Origin of the sequence: Shewanella nanhaiensis (assembly GCF_019457885.1) — a bacterium.
In the GTDB taxonomy this organism is placed as follows: domain Bacteria; phylum Pseudomonadota; class Gammaproteobacteria; order Enterobacterales; family Shewanellaceae; genus Shewanella; species Shewanella nanhaiensis.
The window spans coordinates 39,618-53,439 of the sequence record NZ_JAHZST010000016.1 but is presented as its reverse complement, the minus strand read 5'-3'; the positions used below and the strand labels follow the sequence as shown (position 1 = coordinate 53,439).

General features: G+C 47.1%; 14 protein-coding genes. All 14 read left to right on the top strand.

The window, feature by feature from the left end:
- Window positions 1-48 precede the first annotated feature (48 nt).
- The 14 genes from K0625_RS18790 (at window position 49) to K0625_RS18725 (ending at window position 13,804) form a co-directional block, all read left to right on the top strand.
- Window positions 49-918 (top strand): DUF3014 domain-containing protein, encoded by an 870-nt coding sequence (locus tag K0625_RS18790; RefSeq protein ID WP_220111090.1) that lies wholly within the window; start codon window positions 49-51, stop codon window positions 916-918.
- Between the two features lie 302 nt (window positions 919-1,220).
- Window positions 1,221-1,949: a beta-ketoacyl synthase chain length factor gene (locus K0625_RS18785; protein WP_220111089.1), complete on the top strand. Its 729-nt coding sequence runs from the start codon at window positions 1,221-1,223 to the stop codon at window positions 1,947-1,949.
- Window positions 1,942-2,754 carry a lysophospholipid acyltransferase family protein gene (locus tag K0625_RS18780; RefSeq protein WP_220111088.1) on the top strand — a complete coding sequence of 271 codons (813 nt, stop codon included), beginning with the start codon at window positions 1,942-1,944 and terminating at the stop codon, window positions 2,752-2,754. Before K0625_RS18785 ends, K0625_RS18780 begins: the two co-directional genes overlap by 8 nt.
- Before the next feature lie 3 nt (window positions 2,755-2,757).
- On the top strand, window positions 2,758-3,012 hold the full coding sequence (locus K0625_RS18775) for a phosphopantetheine-binding protein (protein WP_041418391.1): 255 nt from the start codon (window positions 2,758-2,760) through the stop codon (window positions 3,010-3,012).
- Window positions 3,013-3,020: 8 nt separating this feature from the next.
- On the top strand, window positions 3,021-3,263 hold the full coding sequence (locus K0625_RS18770; protein WP_012327172.1) for an acyl carrier protein: 243 nt from the start codon (window positions 3,021-3,023) through the stop codon (window positions 3,261-3,263).
- A 55-nt stretch (window positions 3,264-3,318) separates the two neighbouring features.
- On the top strand, window positions 3,319-3,879 hold the full coding sequence (locus K0625_RS18765) for a COG4648 family protein (protein ID WP_220111087.1): 561 nt from the start codon (window positions 3,319-3,321) through the stop codon (window positions 3,877-3,879).
- Entirely contained in the window at window positions 3,876-5,240 is a 1,365-nt protein-coding gene (locus K0625_RS18760) for an AMP-binding protein (RefSeq protein WP_220111086.1), read from the top strand. The genes K0625_RS18765 and K0625_RS18760 overlap by 4 nt, the downstream gene beginning before the upstream one ends.
- A complete protein-coding gene (locus K0625_RS18755; protein WP_220111085.1) occupies window positions 5,233-5,610 on the top strand; it encodes an ApeI family dehydratase in 378 nt (125 codons plus the stop codon). Before K0625_RS18760 ends, K0625_RS18755 begins: the two co-directional genes overlap by 8 nt.
- Window positions 5,610-7,313: a glycosyltransferase family 2 protein gene (locus K0625_RS18750; protein ID WP_220111084.1), complete on the top strand. Its 1,704-nt coding sequence runs from the start codon at window positions 5,610-5,612 to the stop codon at window positions 7,311-7,313. The genes K0625_RS18755 and K0625_RS18750 overlap by 1 nt, the downstream gene beginning before the upstream one ends.
- Complete coding sequence (locus K0625_RS18745; protein WP_220111083.1) at window positions 7,314-8,876, top strand: HAL/PAL/TAL family ammonia-lyase; 1,563 nt, start codon at window positions 7,314-7,316, stop codon at window positions 8,874-8,876.
- Window positions 8,873-9,337 carry an acyl-CoA thioesterase gene (locus K0625_RS18740; protein WP_220111082.1) on the top strand — a complete coding sequence of 155 codons (465 nt, stop codon included), beginning with the start codon at window positions 8,873-8,875 and terminating at the stop codon, window positions 9,335-9,337. Before K0625_RS18745 ends, K0625_RS18740 begins: the two co-directional genes overlap by 4 nt.
- Window positions 9,334-10,146, top strand: a complete 813-nt coding sequence (locus tag K0625_RS18735; protein ID WP_220111081.1) for an outer membrane lipoprotein carrier protein LolA — start codon at window positions 9,334-9,336, stop codon at window positions 10,144-10,146. The genes K0625_RS18740 and K0625_RS18735 overlap by 4 nt, the downstream gene beginning before the upstream one ends.
- Entirely contained in the window at window positions 10,143-12,542 is a 2,400-nt protein-coding gene (locus K0625_RS18730; RefSeq protein ID WP_220111080.1) for an MMPL family transporter, read from the top strand. The genes K0625_RS18735 and K0625_RS18730 overlap by 4 nt, the downstream gene beginning before the upstream one ends.
- Window positions 12,542-13,804, top strand: a complete 1,263-nt coding sequence (locus K0625_RS18725) for an NAD(P)/FAD-dependent oxidoreductase (protein WP_220111148.1) — start codon at window positions 12,542-12,544, stop codon at window positions 13,802-13,804. Before K0625_RS18730 ends, K0625_RS18725 begins: the two co-directional genes overlap by 1 nt.
- Window positions 13,805-13,822 lie beyond the last annotated feature (18 nt).

Below are 13,822 nucleotides of genomic sequence, written 5' to 3'. Positions count from 1 at the left end.
CCCTTATTAATGCCAATTCCATCAAGTCGTTCGTTCAAAGGATGCTAAATGCAAGTCAATCAAGAAGATAGAATCGCGCCGCAGGAAAAGTCTGCAGGAGCTAATGCCCTCGCCATCGTGGCTATCGTTGTTGTATTACTGCTGTCAGGTGGTGCTTACTACTACTTTAGCTCCCAAGAACCTGTGCAACCTGAGATCGTTGAGGTCGTCGAACTGCCAGATCCAGTCCCTGCTGAGCCTCTGCCTACAGAGGCTCCTATTCCTGAGCCTGTGATAGAGGTAAAACCTGAGCCAGTGGTGATTGAGGAGGCTCCTGTCGTCCCTGAAGTTGAACCTCTGCCAAGCTTATCCCAGAGCGATGAGTTTGTGAGCATCAAAGCCGTTGAGATGGCCGATGGCATGAAGATCGAACCGCTTATGGTTGAGCAAGATCTTGTTAGGCATTTTGTGGTTTTTGTGGACAACTTAGCCCAAGGAGAGCTCGCCCGCAAAGTCAGCCCGATGAAAGCGCCAAATCGAGTGTTTACCGTTTCAGAGATCACCAACAAGACCTATTTGAATCCAGACAGCTACCACAGATACGATCTGTATGCCGACTTAGTCAGCGGCCTAGATGAGGAGCAGTTGGCAAAGACCTATCAAGAGTTAACGCCCCTGTTAGGAGAAGCATTTGAAGAGCTAGGCTATGGGGATATGAGCTTTAATGATCGCATGGTTGAAGCCATAGATGTCATGCTTGATGCCCCCATCATAGATAGCCCAATAGAGCTTGATGGCGTCAGTGTTAACTATCAGTTTGTTGACCCACAACTTGAAGCTCTACCCAATGCACAGAAGCTATTGATCAGAATGGGACCAGAAAACAGCAAAAAGGTGAAGGCCGCACTGCGCAAGCTGAAAAAGCATCTAGCAAACTAATTCAAGATGAATGGATGATGCAGTGGTGACTCCATTGCAAACTCATTTCACCTAGAGGTGCCAGCCAAGAGCACTCCAACCTGATAACCTGCAGCTTGTTAGCTGCAGGTTAACTAAAATAAACCCCTCTACAAATCCCTCCACACACTAGCAACAGCTGTTACTCAAAACACTTCATAAAGACCACTTTATTAGTGTAGAATAACCTCCGTATCAAGATACTCTCCACCAATGGCAGCTGATTATTGCGTGGCTGATATGCGTATTTTTACCGGCTGTAACGCCGAAAACGAGGCAGTGCGGTGCAATTAACATTTAACATATGCTCTTGGGGAGCCTGGTCACCTCAATATCAGCAGGCTGAGGATTGGAAGCACTGGCTTGAATCAGCCCCCCTCCAAGAGGAGCTCCCCCATTCTCCTAAGTTAGCTCAAGTTCCCGCCATGCAGCGCAGACGTTATAGCAAGCTAACTAAGATGCAGTTGGAAGCCGCATTTCAATGTGATGCCCCCAATCCATGTCGCTCTATTTTTGCCTCAAGACATGGCGAGCTCAATCGAACCTTAGGCTTACTCGATAATCTGGTAGAGCAGGAACCACTCTCACCGACGGCATTTAGTCAATCGGTACATAACACCGCCAGTGGGATCTACAGTATTTTAAAGGGAGATCAATCCTCCTCCACATCCATTGCTGCTAGCGAAGAGACACTGCTGCAATCCTTTATTGAAGCCTATGGGCAACTACATCAAGATCCGGCGCCACTTATGCTCGTTTTTGGCGATGAACCCGTACCTGAGATCTACTCCCAATTTACCGATGAAACCGGTCTTCCGGTCTCCATGGCGTTTGTATTAAGCCCAATCAATAACGAGAGCAGTAACGCCACCCTCAGCATTAGCAATTGTGATAATGAGACATTAGCTTCAACTCAGGCCTTGAGCTATGGGGCACTTCTTCATGGCTTAGCTAATCAAAGAGCCGTCTCAGGTGCACTGTCTAACCATCTGTGGAAGCTCAGTTTTGAATGATTCAGTATTAGCATCTAGCGCCGCAACCTCACCTCGGCTAACAGGCTTAGCCTATCTGCCTCGCTGGCTAGGTGGTGTGAGTTGCTATATCGCTTTTGGACTGGGAGGCTTATTAAGCTCACTGACTATTTTGCCCCTGTTAAGATTTTGGCCGGGGACAACAGAGCAAAGAATAAGTCGGGTACAGAAGGCCGTACATCATATGTTCCGCGGCTTTGTTCAAATGCTCACCTGGACAGGTGTCATTAAGGTAACCCCAGTTAATCTAGAGCGCCTGAGCTTAGCTAAAGGCAAGGTGGTTATCGTTAACCATCCGACATTAGTCGATGTGGTTGTTCTAATCAGCCTAATGCCAAACGCTGGCTGTATTGTCAAACAAGGGATCTGGCGTAATCCCTTTATGCGTGGCGTAGTCGCTTGTGCAGGCTACATTCCTAATCGGGGAGCAGAGCTGCTGCTTGAAGACTGCAAACAGGTGTTAGATAGCGGCACCAATCTGATTATTTTTCCAGAGGGCACCCGAACAGTCCTTGGCACTAAAATCAATCCCTTTGCCAGAGGAGCTGCCAATATTGCCCTAAGAACCAAAACGGATCTTTTACCTGTGGTTCTTCGTACCAATTCTCCAGGTCTGACAAAGCAGGAAGCCTGGTATCAAATACCCAGACGCACAATAGGGATGCATGTCGAAGTAGGCGACCCCCTGTTACATATCAGGTATGATGCTCAAGAGGGAGGTGATGCCAAGATGGCGCGCCAACTCACTCGAGACCTTGAAGATTATTATAAAAAAGAACTTAACTAAATGATGAACTTACATAACGATATAAAACAACTAATCATCGATTGCTTAGATCTAGAAGATGTCACCGTTGATGATATTGAAACAGAAGCCCCCCTATTTGGTGAAGGCTTAGGTTTAGATTCAATCGATGCGCTCGAACTTGGCTTAGCGATTAAAAAAGAGTTCGATGTCAAAATCGAAGCGAACTCAGAAGCCACAAAAGCACACTTCTATAGCGTTGCCAGCTTGGCTAGCTTTATTGAGTCCCAGCGAGCTTAGGAGGCATTATGCAAAGCCGTGAACAAATTCTTGAAGCCCTAACGCAGATCTTGGTCGATGAGTTTGAGATCGATGCAGAGGATATCACTCCAGAAGCTTCACTCTATCAAGAGCTTGATCTAGACAGCATAGATGCAGTCGATCTAGTGATAAAACTACAACAGATGACAGGTAAAAAAATTAAACCTGAAGAGTTTAAAGCCGTTCGCACCGTAGATGACGTTGTCACAGCGATTGAAGGGCTAGTATAAGCGCCAATGCCGTTATTTTTATGACCAACAGCAGTTTAAGCTAGTGAGGAAGCCGATGCGCCTCTTTTCACAAAAAGCTCTGCAAATAGTCACGAGTCTAGTCTTACTCGGCTACCCTTTGGCCGTGTATTTCGGACTCAACTATCTGCCTGCTGGCACCATAGCTATGGTTCTGTGTTCGCTGCTGATATTACGTTTAATCGTACAAAAACAGCAGGTAAAGTCGATGATCTTACCTGTGGCTGTCGGCATAGGGTTAACCGCATCCAGTGCGATAGCGAAAAGGCACGATTGGCTACTCTATTATCCTGTGGTGATAAACCTCAGCATGCTCGCCCTATTTGCTTATTCGCTAAAAATAGGCCCCAGCATGGTAGAGAGACTAGCTAGGCTAAAAGAGCCAGAACTTCCAGATGAAGCGACGCCTTACTTGGAAAAAGTCACATTAATCTGGTGTGGCTTATTTGTTTTTAATGGCAGTGTAGCCCTTTATACAGCCTGCTATACAAGCTTAGAAATATGGACACTCTATAATGGGCTAATCGCCTACCTGCTTATCGGTTCGCTACTGGGTGGCGAGTGGTTATATCGAACTATATGGTTAAAAAAGTCATGACAGAGCTATTAAAATCTTGGTTATCCAAGGGGCCTTCCAGCCAACAACTCATCAGCTTCAATCACCATGATATTGTCACAGGAGCCGTATTTACTGGCCAGGTGGCACATCTGCATCAGCAACTAGTTCAATCCCCCTCAAAGCGTTGGTTATTAGCCAGTGAATCGAGCGATCTGTTTGCCGTCGGCCTATGTGCTGCCCTGCTTGCTGGCAAAGAGATCATACTGCCAGCCAATACCCAAACTGGCAGCTTAAGTGAAATTACCCATGAGTTCGATGGTGTCATATCTGATCAAGCAATATGTGAAGGTAAATGCTTCATCATGTTGAAAAAGGATCATGCTTTAGCGAGTGCGACTTGGCCGGTAAGCACTCAATTTGGTGAGCTGGTTCTGTTTACATCCGGAAGCAGTGGCCACCCTAAGGCTATCCACAAAACCCTTAATCAGCTCGACGCTGAAGTAACAGTGCTTGAGCACACCTTTGCCAAGCATCTGCCTCAATGCAGTGTGATCTCAACGGTTTCCCATCAGCATATCTATGGGCTTCTGTTTAAAATATTGTGGCCACTGGCTGCCAGCCGTCCATTTTTAAGTGATCTGGTGGAATATCCAGAAACTTTAACTTACTACACGAGCCTCTTTCCCAATCTATGCCTTATCAGCAGCCCAGCTCAGCTCTCCCGTCTGCCCGATGCCCTGGATAACGAAGCACAACTGAGAGCGCCAAGCTTGGTCTTCAGTTCTGGTGGACCACTCAATTACGACTCGGCTCAAGGGATAGCCCAATGCTACGGCAAACAACCTATTGAAGTCTTTGGCAGCACAGAAACCGGCGGCATCGCTTTCCGTCGCCAGACTCAAAAAGATCAGGCTTGGCAGGTATTCCATGGCATTGAAATTAAACAGGATAAACAGGACTCGGCCCTTAATCTAAAATCGCCCTATCTGGAAGATACAAACTGGTTAAGATGTGAAGATCAGATAGAGCTGGTCGACGAAGGCTTATTCCATCTGTGTGGGCGCTTAGATCGCATCATTAAGATCGAAGAGAAACGTGTCTCCTTAGTACAAATGGAAGCACTACTCGAGAGCCACCCACTGATTGAACATGGGGCACTAGTGATGTTATCTGAGCCAAGAACTCAGCTTGGGGCTGTCATCACCCTGTCAAAACAGGGGAAAAAAGCCCTAGAGAGCGAAGGCAAGTTAAACCTAAACAATCACTTTAAGGCTCATCTGCTAACCCAATTTGAACGGGTTACCCTACCCAGACGCTGGCGCTACCCTGATACGCTACCGCTCAACAAACAAGGTAAACGCGTGCAGGCCCAGCTACTTGAGTTATTCGATCATGATTAAATCCAACTTACCTAAGATCCTCTCGAGCCACACTAGCGATGAGAGTATTGAGTGGCGTCTGCACATCGATGCCGATCTGCCTTTTTTTAATGGCCATTTTCCTGAGCAGGCCGTGCTTCCCGGTGTCACTCAACTCGATTGGGCTATTCGCATGGGTTGCCAGCACTTTGGCTACCCCAGTGATGTCGCCACCTTAGAGGTGCTTAAATTTCAGCAACTCATGTTGCCAGATTCAGAGGTCACACTGCAGATATCTCTAAACTCAGCAAAAACCAAGCTGATATTCAGCTATTTTGATGGTGATAAACGTTTTGGTTCTGGACGCATCGCTCTGAGCGACACAAGCCTGGCTAAGGTAGAGACTCGCTAATGTCACTGGCCTTAGTTATTCCCAACTATAACCACAGAGTCGCGATTGCGCAGACCCTTGAGGCCCTTGCTCACCTCAATCTGCCCTGCTACTTAGTTAATGATGGTAGCGATGATAAAACCTGCCATCTCCTGCTTGAGCTTGATGCCAAATACCCTTGGGTGACCTTAATTCAGCACCCTTTTAACCGAGGCAAAGGGGCTGCGGTCACTACAGGGCTAAGAGCAGCGTATCAAGATGGCTTTACTCATGCCCTACAGGTCGATGCCGACGGTCAGCACAATTTAGATGATATTCCGGCCATGATAGCTAAGTCTGAGCAACACCCTCAGGCCTTGATCTCTGGATTGCCGCAATATGATGAGTCAGTCCCTAAAGGGCGCTACTACGCTCGCTACCTTACCCATTTCTGGGTCTGGATTGAAACCTTAAGTTTCGATATACAAGACTCTATGTGTGGCTTTCGCGTCTACCCTCTGGCCGCTACCGAGCAACTATTTCTGACCGAATCCCTAGGTGAGCGCATGGATTTCGATATCGAAATCTTAGTTCGCTTACACTGGCAAGGGGTGGAAGTGCTCCACCTGCCGACTCAGGTTATCTATCCAGAAGATGGTGTCAGTCACTTCCAGGGACTGTGGGATAATATTCGCATATCTAGCATGCACACTCGCCTAGTGTTTGGCATGTTAAAGCGCCTGCCCCAGAGAGTATTTAAACAGAAAGGTAATCAGCACTGGTCAAGGATAAGTGAGCGCGGCAGCTATTGGGGGATCAAACTCCTTGCTGCTAGCTATAAACTAGGCGGTCATTGGCTCTGCCGCGCTATCATGTACCCAGTGATCTTCTACTTCTTCCTGACGGGTCGTCATGCCCGTGAAGCATCACAAGCATTTCTTAAACAGGTAAAGACATTCGATCCAGAGCACCCTCAACTCCAAGAGGAGATAAGCTGGCGTCACAGCCTTAAACACTTTATCGCTTTTGGTAATGCGGCACTGGATAGAATTGATGCCTGGTGCGATCGCATCCAGCTTAGCCAGATAGAGTTTCCCAACAGAGAGCTATTAGCTGCGCAGCTCGAAGCGGGACAAGGCGCCGTGTTACTGGTTTCCCATTTAGGTAACCTTGAGCTCTGTCGCGCCATCTGCATTAATCAGAAGCAAGTTAAAGTGAATGTGATGGTCATGACTCAAAATGCGGAAAACTTCAATCGCGTTTTGAAGCAGTTAAATCCAGATAGCTCACTCAATCTGATCCAAGTTACTGAGCTTGGGCCAACAACCTCCATGCTATTGCAGCAGAAAGTGGAACTGGGTGAACTTGTTGTCATTGCCGGTGACAGAACCTCGACCAACACTCAGGGCCGCGTCGTTTACTCCCCCTTTATGGGCAAAGAAGCGCCCTTCCCTCAAGGCCCCTTTATTCTTGCAGGTTTATTAGATTGCCCAGTTTATTTGATGTTCTGCCTAAGAGAGCAAGGGGTTTATCATGTTCATCTGGAAGCATTTTCAAACACATTAAAAGGGCCAAGAAAAGGCCGTATGCAAAGGCTCGAAGAAGCCGTCCATCACTACAGCGCACGACTCGAATATTATGCACGGCGAGAGCCACTGCAATGGTTTAATTTTTTTGATTTTTGGCATAAGGATTCAGAGATCCAGCGGACCAAACATCAGGGTGAAGATAGGACTGATAAATAGATGACTCAGACGAATCAATCAAGCTCAAAAGATATGATTGTCCACTTTGGCCATAGGGCATTAAGCCTAGAAGATGTGGTTGCTGTTGCTAAGGGCGCCAAAGCAAAGCTTAAAGAGAGCAGTGATTACCAAAGCTATATTCAAAAAGGTGCAGACTTTATCGACAGCCTGCTCAGTGAAGAGGGCGTTGTTTATGGCGTCACCACAGGTTACGGCGATTCATGTACGGTCACTGTTGGGCTCGATCTTGTCCATGAGCTGCCTTTGCACCTCACCCGCTTTCATGGCTGCGGTTTAGGCGAAATCCTCTCTCCTATGCAGTCACGTGCCGTTATGGCTTGCCGCTTAAGCTCACTAGCTGTGGGCAAATCTGGCGTAAGCTATGAATTACTACAAAGAATTGAGACCTTACTAAACCTCAATATCACACCTGTGATCCCCGAAGAGGGGTCAGTTGGTGCCAGCGGTGACCTAACCCCACTCTCCTATCTGGCCGCAGTGTTAGTGGGTGAGCGTGACGTGATCTACCAAGGTAAACGTCAGTCAACGGCCGATGTCTATGCAGAGCTTAATATCACCCCATTAAAGCTACGTCCTAAAGAGGGATTAGCTCTGATGAATGGCACTGCAGTGATGACGGCACTCGCTTGTTTAGCCTACGACAGAGCCCAATATTTGAGTCGACTGGCTAGTCGTATCACCGCCATGGCATCGCTAACTCTAAAAGGTAACTCAAATCATTTCGATGATATCTTGTTTGCCGCTAAGCCCCATCCAGGACAAAACAAAATTGCCGCTTGGATACGTGAAGATCTCAATCACCACGAGCACCCAAGAAACTCTGACAGATTACAGGACAGATACTCTATTCGCTGTGCGCCCCATATTATCGGTGTATTGCAGGATGCACTTCCCTTTATGCGTCAGTTTATTGAGACAGAGCTAAACAGTGCCAACGATAACCCCATCGTCGACGCCGAAGGGGAACATATTCTCCATGGTGGCCACTTCTATGGTGGTCATATTGCGTTTGTGATGGACTCGATGAAAAACACAGTTGCCAATATTGCCGATCTTATCGATCGTCAGATGGCATTGGTGATGGATCCTAAATTCAATAATGGTCTTCCTGCGAACCTTTCTGGTTCAACGGGTGCAAGGCAAGCTATCAATCACGGCTTTAAAGCGGTGCAGATTGGCGTCTCTGCATGGACGGCTGAAGCATTAAAAAATACCATGCCTGCCAGTGTTTTCTCCCGCTCTACTGAGTGCCACAACCAAGACAAGGTCAGCATGGGCACCATAGCGGCTCGTGACTGTATGCGCGTACTGCAACTGACAGAGCAAGTTGCGGCCGCAGCGCTATTGGCCATGTCACAGGGCATTAATCTGAGAATTGCACAGGGTGAGTTATGCCAATCATCACTGACACCTTCCGTCGCTAAGACACTAGAGCAAGTTAAAGCAGATTTTGAGCTACTTACCGAAGATAGACCCTTAGAGCCGATTTTGAGACAGACAGTCGATAAGATCCAACAAGGCCAATGGGAAGTCTGCTCATGAAGGCTTTGCTAACCACAGAGCTTGAGGTGTTAATCCCTTTCCATGATGTGGATTCCATGGGGATCACATGGCATGGCAACTATCTCAGATATTTTGAGATGGCTCGCTGTAAGCTACTCGATGAGATCCAATATGGTTACCGTGAGATGAAAGCCTCTGGCTACTCATGGCCCATCATAGATCTGCAGATAAAGTATGTGCAGCCCAGTACCTTCGATCAAAAAGTGAAAGTAATCGCCTCTCTAGTCGAGTGGGAAAACCGCCTTAAGATCACTTATCAAGTCAGGGACTTAGAGAGCAACCAAAGACTGACGAAGGGCTATACTATACAAGCTGCGGTTGAGATGCCAAATAATGAGATGTGCTTCGTGACTCCTGATGTGTTCAGAGAGAAGATTGCGCATTTAACAGATGAGAAAGTAGGTCTACATGCCGACATCAACAAGGACACTAGCCTATGATCTCAGCTTTTCTACCGCAGCAGATAACAAAGAGGCTGACAGGGCTTAAGTTAAGCACAACGTTGCTTATCACCTTGTTAGCTTTGCTCTGTGTTCAAACGGTACAATCAGCCTCATTTGATGCTCTTTTTGAATCAAGAGCTGACAATAAGCAGCTGGAAAAGCTGACGGATAGACTCGAGTTTGGTGAGAATGCCCAGGGGAAGTTTACTCAATATCGCCAACTTAAAGTACTTAAAAAGCCCCTAGTCAGTCATGGGCAGTTTGCATTCGACTCAAGTTTGGGCTTGGTATGGCAGCAGACGACGCCATTTCCTTCAACATTAGTGCTCAAAGATGGCGAGCTAATACAGATAGATAGCTCAGGCAATCGCCAAATTACCAAGGCCAATGAAAGTCAGGGAGCAAGCGCCTTGGCTGAAACCATGCCCAAGCTATTAAAAGCACTGTTAAGTGGTGAGATAACAGCCCTAGATGATCAATTTAATCTCTATCTAGTGCAAGCCGCAGAGTCTAACACCAGTAGCTCCCTAGAGGTCAATGACTGGCAGTTAGGCTTAGTGCCAAAAGATCCCTTAATGCTCAAAGTGATCCCTCAAATGGTGCTACAAGGGGAGAGTCAACTACACAGCTTAACTCTGCTCAGTAGCAATGGCGATACCAGTCGTATCGAATTTGAACAGATAAATAGCGGCCCCTTAGATGAGGAGATGAAGCAGCTTATCTCTCCACAACCAGCAATGGAACAAGCTAAGCCGCTAGCATCACAAGATGGCCTACCTGAGCCAAAACCTAAGCAGAAACCATGATAGATAAGCTTGCCGTACGACTGAGCCAGTGCTCAGCTAAGCTCAAATTTTCTCTTTGGTTACTGCTGCTCTGCTCAAGCTTAATCACTGGGCTGCAACTCTGGCAAGGTGGCGCTAAGATCCAAAGTGATATCTTAGCTATGCTGCCTAAAATACAGGAAGATCCCTTAACGCAAACCGCGTTAAATCGCGTGGATCAAGAGCTCTCCAATAGCATCTACCTAGCGTTACTATCTGACAGTGAGGCTCAGGCCGTTCTCGCCGCCCAAACCTTAATATCTAGCCTTAATAGCGATAAGAGTATCACTTTCACCCAAGTAAGAAGTGCAGACCTTAATCAAGCAGAAGCCCTAAACAGTTACTATTTCAACCATAGATTCAACCTGCTCACCCCCACACAAGAGGCGCAGCTTAACGCAAATAAACTGGACAGTTTAATTCTCCAAACTCAGCAGCAGCTCTACAATGCTTTTGGCTATGCAAGCAGTGGACTTATCGCTAAAGATCCCCTGCTGTTATATCCCGCCAACCTACAGGCGATGGCGCCTAAGCAAACACTGAAAGTCCAGCAGGGGATCCTACTCGGCGTCCAGCATGCTAGTGATACAGAAACTCAAGATAAAGTCGCAGCCATAGTGATGGCCAAAGGCGTTGGCAGCGCGTTTAACCCAAATATTCAGCAGCAACAGATAAGCGTACTGCAACAGGCTTTCGATGAGATCCACCAGCAAGATGCCGATATAAAGGTACTCAAAGCGGGCGCCCTGTTTCATGCAAGCGCTGCCACCCAAAGTGCTAAAACTGAGGTATCCACCTTAGGAGTGGCCTCGCTTATCGGAGTTAGTTTATTAGTCTGGTTAGCATTTCGCTCTGTGATGCCACTGGCCATCGCCCTGCTGACCATAGGCACAAGCCTGTTAATCGCCGTGGTAGCTACCTTAGCTATTTTTTCAGAGCTTCACCTATTAACCTTAGTGTTTGGCACTAGCCTGATTGGTATCGCCATCGACTATAGTTTTCACTTCTATTGTGAGCGGCTCACGCAGCCTAAATCTAACGCCGCACAAGTGATCCAACATATCTTTCCAGCGATCACCTTAGCCCTGATAACCAGCGTACTTGCCTATTCAGGTATAGGGTTAGCCCCCTTCCCAGGAATGCAGCAGGTGGCAGTGTTTTGTGCCGCCGGACTTATCGGCGCTTACCTAACCATACTACTGGCTTACCCTCTTTTAGCATCGGGCAGACTACCAGATCGCTCGGCGCCTCTGGAGTTTGCTGAGCACTACCTAAACAGATTGAGCCGTTTTCAAGCTAGATTAAAGGGTAAAAAATCCCTACTTTTATTTATCGCGTTGCTCGTAATCTGCTCCCTAGGTATCACCAGACTGACCACAGATGATGACATTCGAAATCTGCAGCAGAGTCCTGATTCTCTACTCGCCGAGGAGCAGCAGTTAAGATCTATGCTCAGCGGCGGTACCGATAATCAATTCCTGCTTGTCAGAGCTGACAGCGAGGAGTCACTGCTTCAATCCCTTGAGCAGCTAACACCTAGGCTTAACAAGCTAATAGAAAAAGGGGTAATTGGTAATGCTTTTAGCCTGACAAGTTACCTGCCGAGTCAGCAGCAGCAAACAGATAACTACCAGTTACAGGGAAAGATCTACCACAAGCTAGGCCATGTTTTAAACAACCTCGGGCTGGACGAATCACTTCAACCTGAGCTCGAACAGAGCTATAAACAGGCCGCTGGAAAATATATTGATGCCAGCTCCTTTATCAACTCAGATGCAGGTCAACTGTTCGCCCCACTTTGGATCGCAGCCGATGAACAACAAGATGAGTTTGGTAGCATCGTTTTACTGGGGGGCATTACCGATCTGGCAACTTTGACTAAACTCTTTCCCCATGGCAGTGAGGTACAACTTATCGATAAAGTCGGTGATATCTCTGATATTATGGGAAAATATCGAGAGTTAACCTTAATCTTATTAGCCATCGCCATGACCATAGCTGCCGTAATATTCAGTACCCGCTTTAGTATTAAACTAGCAGCCTTGGTCGTCGCAGTACCGGCGCTTTCAGCCATATTAACCCTCTCTCTACTTGGGTTAATTGGGTCGCCCCTGACTCTTTTTCATGCCTTGGCCCTGATACTTGTTTTCGGCATAGGCGTCGACTATAGCCTCTTCTTTGCCGAATCAAAACAGCAGAGCAGAGGCGTGATGATGGCGGTCTTTATGTCGGCATGCTCGACAATTTTAGCGTTCGGTTTACTGGCATTTAGTAGCACACCCGCCATACACAACTTTGGACTCACACTCCTGTTAGGGATAGTCTTTACCTTTGTACTCTCCCCATTTATTCAAACTTTCACAAGGACCATTAAGTGATGCAAACAGCCTCAGCAACACAAGGCAACCAAGCCGATATCGATGTTGTTATTATAGGTGCAGGACCATCGGGAAGCATCGCCGCTAGCCTGTTACATCAAGCTGGGAAACGAGTCGTGGTTATTGAGAAGCAATATTTCCCACGCTTCTCTATCGGTGAGAGTTTGCTCCCTTGCTGCATGCAGCTTATTGAAGAAGCAAATATGCTAGATGCAGTCAACGCAGCTGGGTTTCAGTTTAAAAATGGCGCAGCTTTTCGCTACCGAGATCAATACATCAACTTTGATTTTACCGACAAGTTCACTCCTGGTCCGGGAACAACTTTTCAGGTAGAGCGAGGCAACTTCGATAAACTACTGGCCGATACTGCCGCCGAGCAAGGAGTTGAGATCCGCTATGGTGAAACCGTTGAATCTGTCGACCTCAGCACATCTCCTATCCTAAGCGTTAGAGATGAAGCCGATAAGCTTTACACTGTTAAGGCTAAATACCTACTCGATGCCAGTGGTTTTGGCCGTGTATTGCCCAGATTACTCAATCTGGAAAAGCCCTCCAATTTGGCCAATCGCAGCGCAGTATTTACCCATATTCAGGATAATATTGGTGACAAACAGGTCGATGGTAAGCCCTTCGATCGCAATAAGATCCTTGTGAGTGTTCACCCTAAGAATAGAGATATCTGGTACTGGCTAATTCCCCTCAGTGAAGACAAATGCTCACTCGGCGTAGTGGGAGAGCCACACCTGCTTAATGGTCTGGAAGATAACTTAGAAGAGCTGCTGTTGGATATGGTCAAACAGGAGCCAGGTCTAAAGCAGCTACTGTCCGATGCAAAAGTACTCAGAGAGTGCGCCCTGCTTAAGGGCTACTCCGCTAACGTCAGCACCTTAGCAACCGATAAGTTCGCTCTACTGGGTAATGCTGGTGAGTTTCTGGACCCAGTTTTCTCCTCTGGCGTAACCATTGCGATGCAATCAGCTTCAATGGCGGTTAAATGTATCGCCAGACAACTCAATGGTACCCCAGTTAACTGGGAGCAGGAGTATAGTGCACCACTAATGCGAGGTGTAGATACGTTCCGCACTTATGTTGAAGCTTGGTATGATGGACGCTTTCAGGATGTGATCTTCTATGATGATCCCGACAATAAGATTAAGCAGATGATCTGCTCTATCTTGGCAGGCTACGCATGGGATGAGAGCAATCCCTTTGTGAATGATTCAAGAAAACGCTTAAACCTGATAGTAGAGCTATGTAAATAAACCAGTTAACGCTAAATG

What these genes read in the sequence shown, in the direction of transcription:
- K0625_RS18755 (WP_220111085.1), top strand. Translation starts at nt 5,233, where the DNA reads ATGATTAAATCCAACTTACCTAAGATCCTCTCGAGCCACACTAGCGAT.
- K0625_RS18740 (WP_220111082.1), top strand. Translation starts at nt 8,873, where the DNA reads ATGAAGGCTTTGCTAACCACAGAGCTTGAGGTGTTAATCCCTTTCCAT.
- K0625_RS18775 (WP_041418391.1), top strand. Translation starts at nt 2,758, where the DNA reads ATGAACTTACATAACGATATAAAACAACTAATCATCGATTGCTTAGAT.
- K0625_RS18730 (WP_220111080.1), top strand. Translation starts at nt 10,143, where the DNA reads ATGATAGATAAGCTTGCCGTACGACTGAGCCAGTGCTCAGCTAAGCTC.
- K0625_RS18735 (WP_220111081.1), top strand. Translation starts at nt 9,334, where the DNA reads ATGATCTCAGCTTTTCTACCGCAGCAGATAACAAAGAGGCTGACAGGG.
- K0625_RS18790 (WP_220111090.1), top strand. Translation starts at nt 49, where the DNA reads ATGCAAGTCAATCAAGAAGATAGAATCGCGCCGCAGGAAAAGTCTGCA.
- K0625_RS18770 (WP_012327172.1), top strand. Translation starts at nt 3,021, where the DNA reads ATGCAAAGCCGTGAACAAATTCTTGAAGCCCTAACGCAGATCTTGGTC.
- K0625_RS18750 (WP_220111084.1), top strand. Translation starts at nt 5,610, where the DNA reads ATGTCACTGGCCTTAGTTATTCCCAACTATAACCACAGAGTCGCGATT.
- K0625_RS18725 (WP_220111148.1), top strand. Translation starts at nt 12,542, where the DNA reads ATGCAAACAGCCTCAGCAACACAAGGCAACCAAGCCGATATCGATGTT.
- K0625_RS18765 (WP_220111087.1), top strand. Translation starts at nt 3,319, where the DNA reads ATGCGCCTCTTTTCACAAAAAGCTCTGCAAATAGTCACGAGTCTAGTC.
- K0625_RS18745 (WP_220111083.1), top strand. Translation starts at nt 7,314, where the DNA reads ATGACTCAGACGAATCAATCAAGCTCAAAAGATATGATTGTCCACTTT.
- K0625_RS18760 (WP_220111086.1), top strand. Translation starts at nt 3,876, where the DNA reads ATGACAGAGCTATTAAAATCTTGGTTATCCAAGGGGCCTTCCAGCCAA.